General features: G+C 63.3%; 15 protein-coding genes. 11 read left to right on the top strand and 4 right to left on the bottom strand.

What is annotated here, in order from left to right; translation table 11 throughout:
- Window positions 1–57 precede the first annotated feature (57 nt).
- The 3 genes from H3H36_RS02440 to H3H36_RS02455 all read left to right on the top strand — a co-directional run bounded on the left by H3H36_RS02440 (window position 58) and on the right by H3H36_RS02455 (window position 4,000).
- Window positions 58–2,223 (top strand): TonB-dependent receptor, encoded by a 2,166-nt coding sequence (locus H3H36_RS02440; RefSeq protein ID WP_182213578.1) that lies wholly within the window; start codon window positions 58–60, stop codon window positions 2,221–2,223.
- 255 nt (window positions 2,224–2,478) lie between these two features.
- Window positions 2,479–3,273: a recombinase family protein gene (locus tag H3H36_RS26845; RefSeq protein WP_229219663.1), complete on the top strand. Its 795-nt coding sequence runs from the start codon at window positions 2,479–2,481 to the stop codon at window positions 3,271–3,273.
- Between the two features lie 64 nt (window positions 3,274–3,337).
- A complete protein-coding gene (locus H3H36_RS02455; RefSeq protein WP_229219664.1) occupies window positions 3,338–4,000 on the top strand; it encodes a hypothetical protein in 663 nt (220 codons plus the stop codon).
- Window positions 4,001–4,091: 91 nt separating this feature from the next.
- On the opposite strand, the gene H3H36_RS02460 is transcribed toward H3H36_RS02455, so the two are convergent.
- The 4 genes from H3H36_RS02460 to H3H36_RS02475 all read right to left on the bottom strand — a co-directional run bounded on the left by H3H36_RS02460 (window position 4,092) and on the right by H3H36_RS02475 (window position 6,666).
- Entirely contained in the window at window positions 4,092–4,274 is a 183-nt protein-coding gene (locus H3H36_RS02460; RefSeq protein ID WP_182213580.1) for a hypothetical protein, read from the bottom strand.
- Window positions 4,275–4,523: 249 nt separating this feature from the next.
- Window positions 4,524–5,045 carry a peroxiredoxin family protein gene (locus H3H36_RS02465; RefSeq protein ID WP_229219665.1) on the bottom strand — a complete coding sequence of 174 codons (522 nt, stop codon included), beginning with the start codon at window positions 5,043–5,045 and terminating at the stop codon, window positions 4,524–4,526.
- Between the two features lie 16 nt (window positions 5,046–5,061).
- Complete coding sequence (locus H3H36_RS02470; RefSeq protein ID WP_182213584.1) at window positions 5,062–6,102, bottom strand: transporter; 1,041 nt, start codon at window positions 6,100–6,102, stop codon at window positions 5,062–5,064.
- Between the two features lie 168 nt (window positions 6,103–6,270).
- Window positions 6,271–6,666 (bottom strand): DUF2946 domain-containing protein, encoded by a 396-nt coding sequence (locus tag H3H36_RS02475; protein ID WP_182213586.1) that lies wholly within the window; start codon window positions 6,664–6,666, stop codon window positions 6,271–6,273.
- Between the two features lie 487 nt (window positions 6,667–7,153).
- Here H3H36_RS02475 and H3H36_RS02480 point away from each other — a divergent pair, with 487 nt between their 5' ends.
- The 8 genes from H3H36_RS02480 to H3H36_RS02515 all read left to right on the top strand — a co-directional run bounded on the left by H3H36_RS02480 (window position 7,154) and on the right by H3H36_RS02515 (window position 15,586).
- The gene (locus H3H36_RS02480; protein WP_182213588.1) at window positions 7,154–7,552 is read left to right on the top strand and encodes a DUF2946 domain-containing protein; all 399 of its coding nucleotides are present in this window, start codon (window positions 7,154–7,156) and stop codon (window positions 7,550–7,552) included.
- 174 nt (window positions 7,553–7,726) lie between these two features.
- Window positions 7,727–8,896 (top strand): molybdopterin-synthase adenylyltransferase MoeB, encoded by a 1,170-nt coding sequence (moeB, locus tag H3H36_RS02485; protein WP_182213590.1) that lies wholly within the window; start codon window positions 7,727–7,729, stop codon window positions 8,894–8,896.
- 20 nt (window positions 8,897–8,916) lie between these two features.
- Window positions 8,917–9,384, top strand: coding sequence for a M67 family metallopeptidase (locus tag H3H36_RS02490; protein WP_182213593.1), 468 nt, complete (start codon window positions 8,917–8,919; stop codon window positions 9,382–9,384).
- A complete protein-coding gene (locus H3H36_RS02495) occupies window positions 9,381–9,695 on the top strand; it encodes a MoaD/ThiS family protein (protein WP_182213595.1) in 315 nt (104 codons plus the stop codon). Before H3H36_RS02490 ends, H3H36_RS02495 begins: the two co-directional genes overlap by 4 nt.
- Window positions 9,692–11,584, top strand: coding sequence for a CoA transferase (locus H3H36_RS02500; protein ID WP_182213597.1), 1,893 nt, complete (start codon window positions 9,692–9,694; stop codon window positions 11,582–11,584). The genes H3H36_RS02495 and H3H36_RS02500 overlap by 4 nt, the downstream gene beginning before the upstream one ends.
- The gene (locus H3H36_RS02505) at window positions 11,581–13,263 is read left to right on the top strand and encodes an AMP-binding protein (RefSeq protein ID WP_182213599.1); all 1,683 of its coding nucleotides are present in this window, start codon (window positions 11,581–11,583) and stop codon (window positions 13,261–13,263) included. Before H3H36_RS02500 ends, H3H36_RS02505 begins: the two co-directional genes overlap by 4 nt.
- Window positions 13,260–14,453 (top strand): MFS transporter, encoded by a 1,194-nt coding sequence (locus H3H36_RS02510; RefSeq protein ID WP_229219666.1) that lies wholly within the window; start codon window positions 13,260–13,262, stop codon window positions 14,451–14,453. The genes H3H36_RS02505 and H3H36_RS02510 overlap by 4 nt, the downstream gene beginning before the upstream one ends.
- Window positions 14,450–15,586, top strand: a complete 1,137-nt coding sequence (locus tag H3H36_RS02515) for a glucuronyl hydrolase (protein ID WP_182213601.1) — start codon at window positions 14,450–14,452, stop codon at window positions 15,584–15,586. Before H3H36_RS02510 ends, H3H36_RS02515 begins: the two co-directional genes overlap by 4 nt.
- Window positions 15,587–15,588 lie beyond the last annotated feature (2 nt).

The raw sequence follows: 15,588 nt of genomic DNA on the forward strand, positions 1-15,588 counted from the left end.
GGCAGGCAGCCGCATTACGTTCGGTTGCGCTCGTCGTTATCTATTCAGAGGTCCACCATGCATCAGCCACCAAAGCTGGGCAAGCTCGCGCTTGTCCTGTCTACCCTGTTCGCAGCAATGCCGGCAACCATTTCCCACGCCGCCGATTTGTCCGACGCCCCAGTGGCGCCGTCGGACGACATGCAACGCATCGAAGTGAGCGCCGCCCATTTGCGCAGCGAGCGCATTGAACTTTCGCCAAAGGTCGGCACGACCGTCTATACCATCGATCGCCATATGGTCGACAGCCTCGGTCAGGGCGAGGGCACGCCGTTCGACGAGGTCTTATTGCGCCTACCTGGCGTGGCACAGGACTCGAAGGCGTCCGGTTCCATCCATGTGCGCGATGACCATGCCAATGTTCAATACCGAATCAACGGCGTGCAGCTACCCGAGAGCATCACCGGCTTTGGCCAATCGATCGATACCCGTCTGGTCGACCAGATCGACTTCATCACCGGAGCGCTGCCCGCCCAATTCGGCCTGCGTACGGCCGGCATCGTCGATATCCAGACCAAGGAAGGCACGAGGCCAGGCGGACGCGTCGGACTGCTCATTGGCAGCAACAGCTACCGGCAGCCGAGTGCGGAGCTGTTCGGCAGTTCAGGGACCTTCAACTACTATGTGTCCGGCAGCTATCTGGCCAATTCGCTCGGCGTTGAAAACCCGCTGGCAACGCGCAGCGCGCTGCACGACAAGACACGCCAGTCAAAATCCTTCGGCAACCTGTCGTATATTGTTGATGACGACACACGCGTCGGCCTGATGTTCGGCACCTATGTCGGTCACTTCCAGATCCCAGACAATCCTGGCCAGGCACCTGGATTCTCGCTGGCCGGCGTGAGCGACGCCGCTGCAGGCACCAGCACGCTCGCTTCGGCCAAGGTCGATGAAAATCAACGCGAAGTGAACCGCTTCGCCGTGCTGTCGTTTCAAAAGAGCATGGGTGCGCTGACCTTCCAGTTGTCCGGCTTCCACCAGTATTCCGAACTGCACTATGCACCCGACCCGGTCGGCGACCTGGTGTTCAACGGCGTATCGTCCAATTCGTTGCGCTCGAACAGCGCAAGCGGCGTGCAGGCCGATGCCAGCTACAAGTTGGCCAGCGAGCATACCGTCCGCGCGGGCCTAGCCTATGCACGCCAGACGACGCACAGCGACAACACCGTGGCCGTGTTCGGCACCGACGACAGCGGCGCGCAGGCATCGACCGTGCCCATGACGATCATCGACGACAGCGGCAAGACGGGGCGCCTGTCCAGCATCTACCTGCAAGACGAATGGCATCCGCTGGCGCCGCTGACGGTCAACTACGGCGTACGCTACGACAAGGTGTCAGCATTCATCAACGAGCAACAATGGAGCCCGCGCCTGAACCTGGCCTACAAGCTGAGCGATGCGACCGCAGTGCACGCGGGCTACTCGCGCTACTTCACGCCACCGCCGCAGGAACTGGCAGCACAGTCGAGCATCGATCTCTATCGTAACACGACGAATGCGCCCGAGATCGGTGCGTCCGACAACGTGAAGGCCGAGCGTACCCATTACTACGACGTGGGTGTCAGCCACCAGATCAACAGCAAACTGACGGTGACCGCCGACGCTTACTACAAGAAAATCCGGAATCTGCTCGACGAAGGGCAATTCGGCCAGGCACTGATCCTGTCCCCCTTCAACTATGACCGCGGCTACGCCAAAGGGCTGGAACTATCGGCCGTCTACACGGACAAGACTTGGGGCGGCTACCTCAATGTCACCAGTCAAAAGGCACAGGGCCAGAACATCATCTCCGGCCAGGCGTTGTTTGGCTTGGACGAGTTGGCTTACATCGCCAACCACTACATCTATGTCGACCACGACCAGAAGCTGACCCTGTCCGGTGGCGCGCATTATCACTTTGGAGATTCGCAGCTCAGCGCTGATTTCCTTTATGGCAGCGGCCTGCGCTTGACACCGGACGGTGGCCCTCCCAACTCTGGGGCATTGCCGCATTACACCACAGTCAATGCCACGCTCACGCATATGTGGAAGAAGACGCCGGTTGGCACGATTGAAGGACGACTCGCCATGATCAACCTGTTCGACAAATCCTACCTGCTGCGCGACGGTTCTGGTGTTGGCGTTGGGGCGCCGCAGTATGGACCGCGCCGGACCTTGTACGCGGGCCTATTGACAAGCTTCTAACCTAGCTAAAGGCGGGCAGAGTGCAATTAGAACGCCGCCCGGCCAGCGGCCCCGGTCATCGTCAGGCCGGTGCCAACCGCTATGCAACGCCGCGACAGTGGCGCCGTCGATCCCCATGCAAAACCGTCCGTTTTTGCACTTCGGCCACGTGGCCCTGATTTAGCACCACCTGCCCTGGCGCACGACTCCAAAATCTCCATCCGATATCCAAAGTGTAGCTATACTGGAAACTCCTGACTTCTTGGACTTCCGGCCATGTTGATAGGTTACGCCCGCGTTTCTGCCGATGACCAGCACCTGGACTTGCAGTGCGATGCGCTGACGGCGGCCGGCTGCGAGCGCATCTTTGAAGATACCGTTAGCGGCGCCAAGTCGGAGCGTACCGGCCAGACAGCGCTTATGAACGTGCAGCGTGCCGGCGATATGGTCGTCATCTGGCGTCTGGATCGCCTTGGCCGGTCGCTCACGTCGGTATACCGTGTCATCAAAGACATTCTCAAGCCGCGCGCGGTGCATCGAGTAGATCACGGCCGGCCGCGCATACTTCCCCGCGCGGAGCTGGAGCGCTATTGCGAAGTGATCGCGGCGCTGAAGCTGCGCACGACCAACAGGCAGGGCCGGCACCTGTCCACCAAGCGCGCCATCGAGCTGCTGGAGGACTACGGCGTGGAAACCGACCAAGGCATGGTTCGCGCGCCAGCGGGTGTCCTTACGCGCAGCACGGTCAACGAATACCTCACGCGCTGGCGCCTCGACCAGGGCCGCCTGCGCCGGCAGTCGCCCGCCGTGCGCTTCCAGGCCGAGTGCAGCAACGACTGCTGGCAGTTCGATATGTCGCCGTCCGATCTGAAGCGCATCGATAAGCCCCACTGGGTCGATCCGGTCAAGGGCGAACCGACATTGACGCGACATGGCTACCGCTTCAAAGACATGGTGGAGCAGTTCGATGCCAAGCCAGCCGAGATCCGCGCTCTGTTCAGCAACCAGCTCGACCCGGTGCGCACAGCGGAACTGCGCGACCGGACACTGACGGCTGGTCTCCCAATTTAATTTGGCCCTATCTATGCCCATTAGAACCAAACACTACAGCGTAGCGTCCTGCTTCTCGTCGTTCATGCTCCCCTATGTCCTGTTTGTCCCGGATTTCGAGACGCGGAAGAAGGCCGTGATGACCTGTTGTCTTGGCTGGAATATCAGCTTGTTCCCTGGCGTGGCCGAACGGGAAGTCCACATCGAGCGCATCTGGCGGATGGTGGCGGCAGACACCAAGGAAGTGCATCCACCCGGCCTGGAAAACGGATTCAAGCAGGACCTGCGCACACTGGTCAATCTGAAAGCCGATCTGTTTCCGTGGCTGCTTACGAACATTCCGCAGGCAGACCTGATCCAAGGTGACGGCAACGACGTTCTGAATATCGCTACCGGAAGCGGTGATACAGAGAAAATAGAAATTGCATGGTGCCCTGATCCAATTGGTTTGCCGCTGGTAATCGACTTCCTCAAGAGCATCCAGCGCGATACGGCCGCTCAGGTTGAACGGCTGGCGCAGGCAAGGCTCGCCGCCGGAGTGCTGACGGATATCGACTCGACAAGGATGACGACCGCCTACTGTATGCAGCGGGCCAATCTCATCGGATATCGGCGTGTCCTCACGATATGGCGCTCAACGCAGCCAGCGCCAAGTGTCAAGCGTGTGCTCGGGCACTGGCAGGGCGTGCTGGACGAAATCGAACGCGATACCCAGACCGTATTGAACATCCTGGTCAGTTGCAGATAATGCTGGTTTGCGGCGATGGAATGCCTGGCTTGAAGGTATTCTGTCTGGTACCCTTCAGTACCGTAAAGGTGCCTGGAACCTCAGTTGAGCGTCACAAGGGCACGTCGATCAGTACTTCCTCATGGCGATCGGATTCGGCATGAGCGTGGATATTTGCCCAGGCTACATGCAAAGCCAGGCTGATTGCCGACAACGCGTCAGCGTTTACCGGCGTGCAATGCGTGATGCAGAGCTCATCGAGTGAATCCACCGTTTCAACGGTGCGGGTGAGCAAGCCCAATTTGATGTGGCCAGCAACGGATGCGTCGTTTGTCAGACCTCAAATCCAAGGCAGGCTATCGACGAACTGGCCCGGATTTGCGCAAACGCGTATGTAACGCTTGAGCGGGTGGTGTTTGATGGGACCGGGATTGACGCGGCCACCATCCGCGAATTTTGGCTTTTCTGCTATTTTTGGGCCTGCTCCCGGCTTACCCTCTGGATAGACCGCGGCCCATTCCGTTTGCCACCAGCGCGCCAGCGTTTAGTCCTTTACGGGCAGCAATGGGGTGACAATTTGCTCTAGGCGCCGCACTGTCCAACTTGGTTCGTGGTCATCCCAGCCGTTGTCAACTAATCGTCCATCCCGCCCGATCACGAAACTGACCGGGACGCGCCAGATGCGACCATAACCTCCGGCCCAGGCGCTTCCCAATAGCCCGACTGGGAAGCTGAGCTTGCCTGCCATTGCACGCACTTCAGCGAGGGCGTCGGGACCATCCAAGCTAAACGCCAACACCTTCAAGCCTCGTTGTGCATGGGCGGCGGCATAATCTGACAATAACGGCAGCTCCTCATGGCAGGGCCCGCACCAGGTGGCCCAGAACGTCACGATCACTACGTTGCCCACCAGGTCATTGGTGGCGATCTGCTGGCCGTCGAGCGTGTGCAGCAGCAGGGGTGGCGCCGGCTGGCCGACAGTCAAGTTGGCGGCACCGGCAGATACGGGCAACAGGCCGGCGTACAATGCCGCCAGCAAAAACAGGAGGCGGTGTAACTTGGCCATTACTGGTGATCCTGTGCTAGAACGCATAGCTCGCACCAATGGTGGCGGTCCAGCGCGGGAAGATTTGATAACCTTCCAGCTTGCTGTACACCGGCAGCTGGACAAAGCCATATACCTGCATAGTCTTCAGCACGCTCACGGTTAGGCCTGGACTAACATAGGCGACCGTGCCGGCGGTGTCAGCTGTATCGGCGAGCGTGCCCTGATCATGATTTCGGCGGCTAAGGTTCAGTTGCAGCTGGGGCGTGATATCTGGGCGGGCCTGGTAACGCAAGCCTACGCTGACGGTACCTTGATTACCCGGGCGGAAGTCCTCGCCGACCTGATTTAGCTTCTGCTTGATCGCCGCTTGGAACTGGCCATTAATGATGGCGTCGAAGTTCTGGCTCACTGCCTGGTAATAGTAAGCACCAACGATAAGGTCTGTGCTACCGGTTCCCGCCTGCAAACTGGTATCGAGCAGATTGTCCGGCGAAGGATTGTGCGACAAAGGACCGCTGCCAAAGGCGACCGGATGGCGGCCGACAATGCCGCTGCCATCAGCATTGACGCCACCGTAATGCCCGGTTGGAAGCTTGATGCCGGCTTGTAGCCCCAGGTTATGGGATGGAAGCAGACCCTGATAATTGAGCAATAGCTTGATATCGCCAATACCATGGACCGCTGCGCTGCTGAGTTGGTCCGGTGTGATCGGATTGGTGGCCGATGCATAAGTCGTATGGCTTCGGTCAATGTACGGCAGCATCAGCTTGACATTCCAATTGGCATTGGCGGCATAAGTCAGGCCCAACGTAGTATAGCGGTTGATCGTGCCGTGTTCCACTTCCTGGGCGCCACCGGCGTCGTTAATTGCCGCGACCTGTGCCGCAGGTAAACTATGGGTGCCGGAGCGTAGTTGGTTCTGGTTGATGTAGTTGTATTCGAGATTTGCGTACCAGCCTGCATTGGCCGTATAGCCGGTGGCAGCATCAGTCGACAGCGAGCAGCCGCAGGTTGCGCAGGCGAGCGCGGAGACATAGGGTACGGAAATCAGTGTTGCAAAGGCAATGCGTTTCATGGTCGATCCAATTCAAAAGGCAGCTTGAAAATTGCGCAGCGGCGTCGTCTTCCCAAGTGATGGGCGCACAAAGAATTACCTCCCGTGCGGAGTGGAATAGGAAGTCGGTCAACGCGATTTGCGCAAGGTCGCTATCGCACAAACTTTGGCGGATAGCCCTTCAAAAAATCAAATGCGGGACGGCGGAGCCCGAGGATTGGCTGCAGTCCAAGCATCCAGCATAACTGGCGCAGTGTAGAACAGAGTCGAATGGAAATCGTGACCGTCGATAACGGCCAACGGCACTGACGCAGAAGTTAAAAAACTGTCCGGACCATCGTGGGCGGCGCAGCATACACAATGCTCCATGGCATGACCATCAGATGCCGGTGCCTGCTTCAAATCCTTGATGGACAAGGTGGCTACCTTGTAGTTAGCCGAGGTGCAAATGTCCGCCAGATAACTGTTACGTGTAGATGACGAAGACGCGAACGCGGGTGAAATCGAAGGCGCCAATGTGCTAAAAAGGAGCGCCATGATGGCGACCAAAATATGCAATGTTCTCCGTTTGGCAAATGCAGACATGGCGATATTATACGCTCGCGTGCTAGCACCACCTGACAACGTCACCGATATGCTCAGGTGGCTACTGCGATTGATGGTGCCAACCAAACAAAAAAGAGGGCTATAGTATTGTGAAGTCAACGATTTCAGAAGGCTACGTGGTGCTGGACCTTCTGTTGTCTTCATGTACCGGGGAGACAAAGCGTTGGGACAAAATTATGGTTCTTCACGGATTTCCGGGAAACGCGGCTTTAATCCTCAAAAAGAAGAATTCAGAGTCGCGATAACCGTATGCCATCCGTTTCAAGCGTGCTTTGGCGCCCAGCCGCAAGGCACGCCAAGCCGCGAGACACTGCCGCCAAGCTTCGCTCGATCACTGCCGACGGTGTATGTCACGCGAAAAATTAACTTACATCAATATTTCCAAATACTATATGACTGTATAATTCATCATCACCTGAACGAACGCCGAACTCGGGATAGCGATACCGGCCGCTGAAACGACACGATGAAATTGACCACACTGACGCGCCAACTTACCGCCTGGATCGCCTGTCTCGCGATCCTGATGGCCGCGTTGGCGCCGGCCATTTCTCAAGCCGTCGCCGCGCAGGAGGTAGCCAACGCCGGCTGGACCGAGGTTTGTTCGTCTACCGGCGCCAGGATGGTCAAGATGGCCCCGGACCAGAATCCCGCCTCGACATCGCCAGCCGAACACGGTTTTCACTTCAAGCACTGCGCGTTCTGTTGCACCCATGCCGGTGCGCCCGGTCTGCCGCCCTCCGCCGGCTTCATCGTTCCCATCTTGAACGACAGGCTAGCCTTACCGTCCCTCTACTACCAATCTCCCCGCCCGCTGTTCATCTGGGCCGCCGCGCACTCGCGCGCGCCGCCTGCCATTTCCTGATTTTTTCCGCTCTTTTCTGATGCCGGTCGCGCCGCGCAAGCGGTGACCGTGGGCGCCTTCGCCACTGCTTCGCCCGCGCCGGCCGCATCCGTTTGCCGCCGTCTGTCCCCGACTACGTCCACACGTCGTCGGTGTGCGCACGCGCGCTCGTAAAAAACTCCAGGAGAACAATCGATGAAGCTGCCCCCCTTGGTGCAACCATTGGCGGAACTGACCGCCGCCGACATCCGCCGCTACAGCCGGCATCTGCTATTGCCCGAGCTCGGCCTCGATGGACAAAAGCGCCTCAAATACAGCAAGGTGCTGGTCATCGGCGCCGGCGGCCTCGGTTCGCCGGCCTTGCTTTACCTCGCGGCGGCCGGCGTCGGCCTGCTCGGCGTCGCCGACTTCGACGTGGTCGACGAATCGAATCTGCAGCGCCAGGTGATACACGGCGTATCGGATCTGGGACGGTCGAAAGCGGAAAGCGCGCGTGCCGCGATCTGGGAACTCAACCCGCACGTGGACGTCCGGCTGCACACTGAACGGCTCGACGCCAGCAACGCGCTGGCCATCGTGGCCGGCTATGACCTGATCGTGGACGGCACGGACAACTTCGCCACGCGCTATCTGGTCAACGATGCCTGTGTGTTGGCCGGCAAGCCCTACGTCTGGGGCTCCATCTTCCGCTTCGAAGGCCAGGCTTCGGTGTTCTGGGAACAGGCGCCCGATGGTCGCGGGCTCAATTATCGCGACCTGTATCCCGAACCGCCGCCGCCCGAACTGGCGCCGTCCTGCTCCGAAGGCGGCGTTCTCGGCATCCTGTGCGCGTCGATCGGCGCCATGATGGCGACCGAGGCGATCAAACTGATCACCGGCCTGGGCGAAACCTTGCTGGGACGGCTGGCGGTCTACGATGCCCTGGACATGAGTTACCGCTTCATGCCGCTGCGGCGCGATCCCAAGCGGACCCGGATCACCGCGCTGGCCGACTACCAGGCTTTCTGCGGCTTGCGGCGCCCCGGCGGCATGGAAGCCGACGTTCCCGCGATCAGCGCCGTCGAACTCAAGCAATGGCAGGAACGCGGCGACGCCTTCCAGTTGATCGACGTGCGCGAGGCGACCGAGTGGGACATCGTGCGCATTCCAGGCGCGCGGCACCTGCCGAAAGACATCGTGGTGTCACCCGGCGTCGCCTCGCAACTGGACCGGAACACGCCCATCGTCCTGCATTGCAAAGCCGGGGCGCGCTCCCGCGCCGTGCTGCTGGCGTTGCGGGAACAGGGGTTCAACAATCTCCGCAATCTGGACGGCGGCATTCTCGCGTGGATCAAGGACGTCGATCCCACGCTGCCGAGCTACTGAACATCGAGGAGAACCATCCCATGCTGATCATACTTGCAGACCTCGTCGACGCGATGCTGGTCCAGGCCAGGCGGGACCATCCGCTTGAAACCTGCGGCGTTATCGCCGGCGCAGCGGGCTCTAACCAGCCCATGCGCCTGATCCCGATGCGCAACGCGGCGCAATCGCCGGAGGCGTTCCGCTTCGATGCGGCCGAACAGTTCCAGGTCTGGAAAGACATGGACGCGCGCGGCGAAGAACCGCTCGTGCTCTATCACTCGCATACCGGGTCACCCGCCTATCCCAGCAGGGACGACGTGGCATGCGCCGCCGAACCACACGCGCATTACGTCATCGTCTCCACAGACGCCGCCTGCGAGCGGCCCGTGCGCAGTTTTCGCATCGTCGACGGCCGCGTGGTCGAAGAGACGATCAAACCGGTCGAACGCTACGCATCGCCCGCCGCGCAGGCCGTCCCCTCGCACAACCTCATCAAGGAATTGTCATGACCATCATCGTCCATATCCCCACGCTGTTACGCCCGCTGACCAACGATCAAAAGCGGGTCGAGGCCAGCGGCGCCACCATCCGGGACCTCATCGCGCATCTCGAACGCGCCTACCCCGGCATCCGGCAGCGGCTGATGCAGGGCGAACAGCTGCACCGCTTCGTCAACATCTACGTCAACGATAACGACATCCGCTTCGCCGGCGAACTGGATGCGCCCGTGGGCGAGCACGATACGGTCACGATCCTGCCGGCGGTCGCCGGCGGCTCGGGCCGCTCGCTGGCACGGGCCGTGGTGGAGCATGTGCGATGAGCCTTCCGCTGCCCCTCAGCCTCTGCAGCCTCGCCGGTTTGCCCCAGACTGGCGCCCCCGCCTTCAGCGCCGCCGTGGCCTCGCTGCGCTACCAGGGCCAGGCGCTCGGCATGTCCCTGACGGAGGCCGCGATGCTGCAGGCCACCGGGCCAACGCTTGCGCTGGCGCTCCATACGCCGGGTGCGCCGCCCATCGCATGCGACATCGGCGGCTGGCCAGATGGCCAGCCCGGCATCGCCACCGAATTCACCGTGCAAGCGGCATGTGGACTGATGTCGGTGCACGGGCGCGCCAGCGGGCGGATGCAGCCGCTGGGCGTGAACTACGTCTCCATGCTGACGGCCACCCTGGCGCTGCAGGGCATGCTGGCTGCCGCCGTTGGACAGCGGCGCGGCTTGCCGGCCACGCAGGTCTCGACCTCGTTCGCTTCAGCGGCGCTGCTGGCCGTCGGACAATACATCGCCGGCGCGACCGCGCCGGAAGCGCCGGAAAAAATCCTGCCCGGCGGCGCGTCGACGGCGGATCGCCCGCCATTCGTTTCCGCCGACGGCGTGACGTTCGAACTGGAGACGCTGGATGCGCAACCATGGCGCGCCTTCTGGTCTGAAATCGGCGTCGAGATGGACAGCGTAGGCAAGGGTTGGAACGGCTTCCTGCTGCGCTACGCCAAAGCGATCGCCCCGCTGCCGCCGGCATTGAGCGCCGCGCTGGCGCGGCTGCCCTATGCCCAGGTCGCCACGATTTGCGCGCGCACCGGGGTATCGATTTGTCCGGTACGTGCGCTGGAAGAACGCTCCCGTGACCCCGACGCGGGTTCCCTGTTGCGGCAAGGACCATGGGCGTTCACGCGCGAAGACGATGCGGCCCGCTACGCCACCCCGGATAGCGCGCTGAGTCCGTCCACTGGCACGCTGCCCTTATCCGGCTTGACGGTGGTCGAATCCTGCCGTCGCATCCAGGGGCCGCTGGCGGGACATCTGCTTGCGCTGCTCGGTGCTACCGTCGTCCGTATCGAACCGCCGGGCGGCGATCCCTTGCGCGGCATGCCGCCAATGGCAGGAGGAGTTTCCGCCCGCTTCGACGCGCTCAACCGGCTCAAGAGCGTGCGCGAAATCGACATCAAGTCGGCGCAGGGCCGCGCCGAGATCCACGCGCTGGTGCGGCAAGCGGATGTATTCCTGCATAACTGGGCGCCCGGCAAGGCGGCCGAACTGCGGCTCGATGCGATGGATCTGCGCCGCATCAATCCCGCCCTGGTCTACGCCTACGCCGGCGGCTGGGGTGTGGCAGGCGGCCATAACCTTCCCGGCACCGATTTCATGGTGCAAGCCTATTCCGGTGTCGCGCACAGGATCGCGCGCGCATCCGGCACGCGCGGCGGCTCGCTGTTTACTGTGTTGGACGTGCTCGGCGGAGCGGTGGCTGCGCAAGGCGTGGCGGCGGCACTGCTGAGCCGCACCCTGCAAGCGGGCGGCATCCGCATGGAATCGTCACTGCTGGGGGCGGCGACCATGCTGTGCGCCGACGACTTTGACGCGCTATCCCATCCGAACGACCTGCCGCCGTCCCCCAGCGGCGTGCTGGTGGCTATCTATCCAACGCAACAGGGCTGGCTCGCGATCGATTGCCCCGACGCGCAAACGGCGGCGGTGCTGGCCCGCGTCGTCGGCTTGGACGCCGCATTGGAACCGGCGCGACTACACGCCCACCTGACGCAGGCGCTGCAAGCGAAAACGGCGCATCAATGGTTGGCCCTGTTGGAGCCGTGCGGCGTCGCCGCCGCCATCGCGCTGGAAGACCTGTCCGAACTGCATGGCCAGCCCCGGCTGGCGTCCTGTTTCACGGACGACGCGTATACCCGTATCAATTCTCCCTGGAGGTTTCAATGAATGACGCCGGCATCATCGACCTGGTCCCCGCCGAACTGCGCCGCGAATGGGTACGGCGCGGCTGGTGCCCTAACCGCACCGTCTACCAGATGTTCCGTCAACAGGCCGAGCGGCACCCCGACAAGGCCGCCGTGCTCGCGCCTGGCGGCGGCATCAGCTATGGCGAACTGCTGGAACAGGCGCTGCGGCTGGCCACGAGCCTGAAAGCGCACGGCATCGTAGCCGGCGACGTGGTGGCCTACCAGTTGCCGAACACCTGGCACTGCTGCGCGATCGATCTGGCCGCCGCCGCGCTGGGCGCCGTGGTAGCGCCGTTTCCGCCGGGGCGCGGACGCCTGGACATCGAGTCGCTGCTCAAGCGCTGCGACGCCCGCGCCATCGTCGTGTCGCCGGAATACGGCGGCCTCGATATGTGTGCGCTGATCGAATCGCTGCGGCCGGCCGTGCTGTCGCTGCGGCTGTTGATCGTCGACGGCGGTAGCCGGCCCGGCTGGCATGGCTTCGAACAATTGCTGCAGGCTGAAGCGATGCCGCACGAGGCGTTGCCGTCCGTCTGCCCGGACGCTCCGGTGCGCTTCCTCGTCTCTTCCGGCACCGAATCCGAGCCCAAGCTGGTCGCCTATTCCCATAACGCCTTGTTGGGTGGACGCGGCCGCTTCCTGCAACGGCTGCACCCGGATGGGCCGTCGTTCCGGGGACTGTACCTGGTGCCGCTCGGTTCCGCCTTCGGCGCCACGGCCACCTTCGGCGTCCTGTGCTGGCTCGGTGGTTCGATCGCGCTGTTGCCGAAGTTCGACGTGGCGCAGGCGGTGGCCGCCATCGCCACGTTCAAGCCCACGCATATCCTCGGCGTGCCGACCATGCTGCAACGGATGGCCGCCGAGCCGTCGCTGGCCGCACTCGACAAGTCCAGCCTGGCCGCGCTGGTGTCTGGCGGCGCGGTGATCGACCAGGCCAGCATCCAACGCTGCATGGTCGCATTCGGCTGCGGCTTCATCAGCCTGTATGGCTCGGCCGACGGCGTCAATTGCCACAACACGCTGGACGAGCATGCGGACGTGATCTTCAAGAGCGTGGGCCGGCCCAATCCCACCATCTGCGCCATCCGCATCGTCGACGAGGCTGGTCACGAAGTACCGCAGGGCGAGGTGGGCGAGATCACGGCGCGCGGGCCGATGTCGCCCATGCAGTACGTGAACGCGGCCGATCTCGATCGCCGTTATCGCGATGCCGACGGCTGGGTCAGCACCGGCGATCTAGGCCTGATCGATGCCGATGGCCGCCTGGTGCTGGCCGGCAGGAAGAAGGACATCATCATACGCGGAGGCGCGAACATCAGCACCGTGCAGATCGAAAGCCTGGTCACCGCCTATCCGGATGTGGTGAGCGCCGCCTGCGTGCCGGTGCCGGACACGGATCTGGGCCAGCGCGTCTGCCTGTGCCTGACCATGCGCGACGGCGCCGAGCGGCCCGCGCTGGCCGACCTGACCGGCTACCTGCGCGACCAGGGGCTGGAAGTCAACAAGCTGCCCGAATACCTGCGCTACCTGCGGCGCCTGCCGCTGACGCCGGCCGGCAAGGTGGACAAGAAGCTGCTCGCGGTCGAAGTGGCGTTCCTGGGGCGGGGCGTCTCGGCACCGCCCGCGCATGCGGCGCGTCCGCAGGAGCTGGTGCATTGAACGCCACCACCGAACCGGCCCGCCTGTCATGGCCGGCCAGCGTCGGCCTACGCCTGGTGCTGACGCTCGCGATGACGCTGCCCATGCTGATCCTGTATGCGATCGGCACGCTGGGGCCGTTCCTGGTCCGTGACTTGCGGATCCCGCCGGGCTGGCTGGGGCTGGCGACCATGAGCACCTTCGGCCTGGCCGCTCTGATGTCGCCGGGCGCCGGCCCGCTGGTCGAACGGCTCGGCGCGCGGCGCGGCTTACGCATCCTGTTCTTCTCGGTCGCACTGGCCTATCTGCTGATGATCTTGCTGCCCGGCTTCGGCGGCGTGGTGACGGCCGTCGCCATCTGCGGCCTGGCGCAGGCATTGTCCAATCCAGTCACCAACCTGTTGATCGCGCAGCGCGTCGCACCAGAACAGAAAGCCCTGGTGGTCGGGCTCAAGCAGGCCGGGGTTCAGCTGGGCGCCCTGTTCGCCGGCCTGGCCTTGCCGGGCCTGGCGACCCAATTCGGCTGGCGCACGGCGCTGGGCCTGATCGTGCCGCTCGCGTTCGCGCTCGGTTGCATGGCGCCTCTGGTGGCGCCGGCGCCTCCGGCGACCGGCGCCAAGCGTGCTGCCTGGAGACGCCCGAACCTGCCCCTGCGGCGCTTGATGGGTGTGCAAGCCGCGGTGGGCATCGCCCTGTCGGCCTTCGTCACCTTCCTGCCCATGTTCGCCACCAGGCAGGGCATGGGAGCCGCCCAGGCAGGATTGATGGTCGCCATGTTCGGCGCCATGGGTATCCTGTCCCGCATCGTGCTGACGCCGCTGGGGGCCAGGTTCAAGGACGAATCTCATCTGCTGCTGGCCTTGCTGATCCTGGCGGCGCTGGCCATCGTCGTGACGATGACGGCCGATGCCGCCAGTCATTGGAAGTTGTGGCTGGGCGCGATCGGGATGGGCTTGACGGCCGTCGCCACCAACGCGATCGCGATGGGCATGCTGCTGCGCGATCCAGGTTTCGGGCCAACGGCCACGTCCTCGGCATGGTTGTCGGCGGCGTTCTTCGGCGGCTTCGCGTTCGGCCCGCCGTTGTACGGTGTGATCGCCGATTCCGCCTACGGCTTTAGCGGCGCGTGGAGCTTCGCGATCGCGGTGCTGCTGGCCGGCTGCCTGATGACAGGCGCGTTGGCGCGCGCGCGCCGGGAGCAAGCCCAATGACGGCCCGGGATTTGACTGGCGACGCAGTGCTGAGCCGCACCGAGATCATGGCCACGCTCGACCACCTCTGCGCACGCATGGACTGGATCGAGGCCCAGTGCACGGAGGGCTTTCCGCTATATTCGCCCGGTACGGACAATGCCTGGACGGTGTCACAAGGCGGCTCCTGGGTAGGAGGCTACTGGGCCGCCTGCTGGTGGCTGCGCGCGCACCTGCGCCGCGTGGAGTCCGACCGTCAAAAAGCCCGGCTGCTTTGCCGGCGCCTGGCGGCGAAGATGGACACCGATTCCATTCATCGCGCGATGCTGTTCTGGTATGGCGCAGCCTTAGGCGCGCGCTGGTGCGGCGACGAGGCGGCGGGACGCGTCGCGCAGGCCGCCGCCGACGTGCTCGCCGGTGCCTTCGATCGTACGCTGCAATGCATCCCCACTGGCACGGCGATCGGCGGCGGCAGCCACGGCCGCCGGCACATCGCCATCGATGCGCTCGGCCCGCTCATCGAGCTGCTGACGCACAGCGACAACCAGGCCCACCATGACATCGCGCGACGGCACACCGATACCGTGCTCGCTGCCTGCCTGAACGGGGATGGCGCGTTTCACGCGGAAGCGCTGTACGCGGATCAGGCGGGCCCCGCGTGCCCTGCATGCCACCCCATTGGCCAGGCCGGCGCCTGGTCGCGCGGACAGGCGTGGGGCATGTTCGGACTGGCCGCCGCCGCGCGCTGGGGCGAACCCTACCGGGCACAGGCGCGCGCGGCCTGCGAATACTGGTTGCGCTCGCGTCCATGTGGCATACCGCCGGACCGCCTGGACCAGCCATCCGGCTTGGCCGATCCTAGTGCTGCGCTGATCGCAGCCCTGGCGATGCAGTTGCTGGCCAAGGTCGAAGCGGCCGAAACGCCATGGCAAGCCTGCGCCGAGCGCCAGATCGCCGCGGTTGTGCGCAGCCGCTATCTGACCGGTGCGCACAATGCCGAGGGCGGCACGCCGCCAGGCATTTTCTGGGGCGCCTGTTACCAGACCAGGCCGGGCCAGCGCGAACTGGTCGAAGCGGCGTGGAGCAGCTTCTTGCTGATGCAGGCGCTGTCCACGCTGGCTGGCGCGCCCGGCGCCGCGTCACGCATTGATTGAAC

Source organism: Rugamonas fusca (assembly GCF_014042365.1).
GTDB lineage: Bacteria > Pseudomonadota > Gammaproteobacteria > Burkholderiales > Burkholderiaceae_D > Rugamonas > Rugamonas fusca.

Bases quoted from the DNA above. Each gene is read 5' to 3' on its own strand.
- H3H36_RS02440 (WP_182213578.1), top strand. From the start codon at position 58: ATGCATCAGCCACCAAAGCTGGGCAAGCTCGCGCTTGTCCTGTCTACC.
- H3H36_RS26845 (WP_229219663.1), top strand. From the start codon at position 2,479: ATGTTGATAGGTTACGCCCGCGTTTCTGCCGATGACCAGCACCTGGAC.
- H3H36_RS02455 (WP_229219664.1), top strand. From the start codon at position 3,338: ATGCTCCCCTATGTCCTGTTTGTCCCGGATTTCGAGACGCGGAAGAAG.
- H3H36_RS02465 (WP_229219665.1), bottom strand. From the start codon at position 5,045: ATGGCCAAGTTACACCGCCTCCTGTTTTTGCTGGCGGCATTGTACGCC.
- H3H36_RS02470 (WP_182213584.1), bottom strand. From the start codon at position 6,102: ATGAAACGCATTGCCTTTGCAACACTGATTTCCGTACCCTATGTCTCC.
- H3H36_RS02475 (WP_182213586.1), bottom strand. From the start codon at position 6,666: ATGTCTGCATTTGCCAAACGGAGAACATTGCATATTTTGGTCGCCATC.
- H3H36_RS02480 (WP_182213588.1), top strand. From the start codon at position 7,154: ATGAAATTGACCACACTGACGCGCCAACTTACCGCCTGGATCGCCTGT.
- moeB (WP_182213590.1), top strand. From the start codon at position 7,727: ATGAAGCTGCCCCCCTTGGTGCAACCATTGGCGGAACTGACCGCCGCC.
- H3H36_RS02490 (WP_182213593.1), top strand. From the start codon at position 8,917: ATGCTGATCATACTTGCAGACCTCGTCGACGCGATGCTGGTCCAGGCC.
- H3H36_RS02495 (WP_182213595.1), top strand. From the start codon at position 9,381: ATGACCATCATCGTCCATATCCCCACGCTGTTACGCCCGCTGACCAAC.
- H3H36_RS02500 (WP_182213597.1), top strand. From the start codon at position 9,692: ATGAGCCTTCCGCTGCCCCTCAGCCTCTGCAGCCTCGCCGGTTTGCCC.
- H3H36_RS02505 (WP_182213599.1), top strand. From the start codon at position 11,581: ATGAATGACGCCGGCATCATCGACCTGGTCCCCGCCGAACTGCGCCGC.
- H3H36_RS02515 (WP_182213601.1), top strand. From the start codon at position 14,450: ATGACGGCCCGGGATTTGACTGGCGACGCAGTGCTGAGCCGCACCGAG.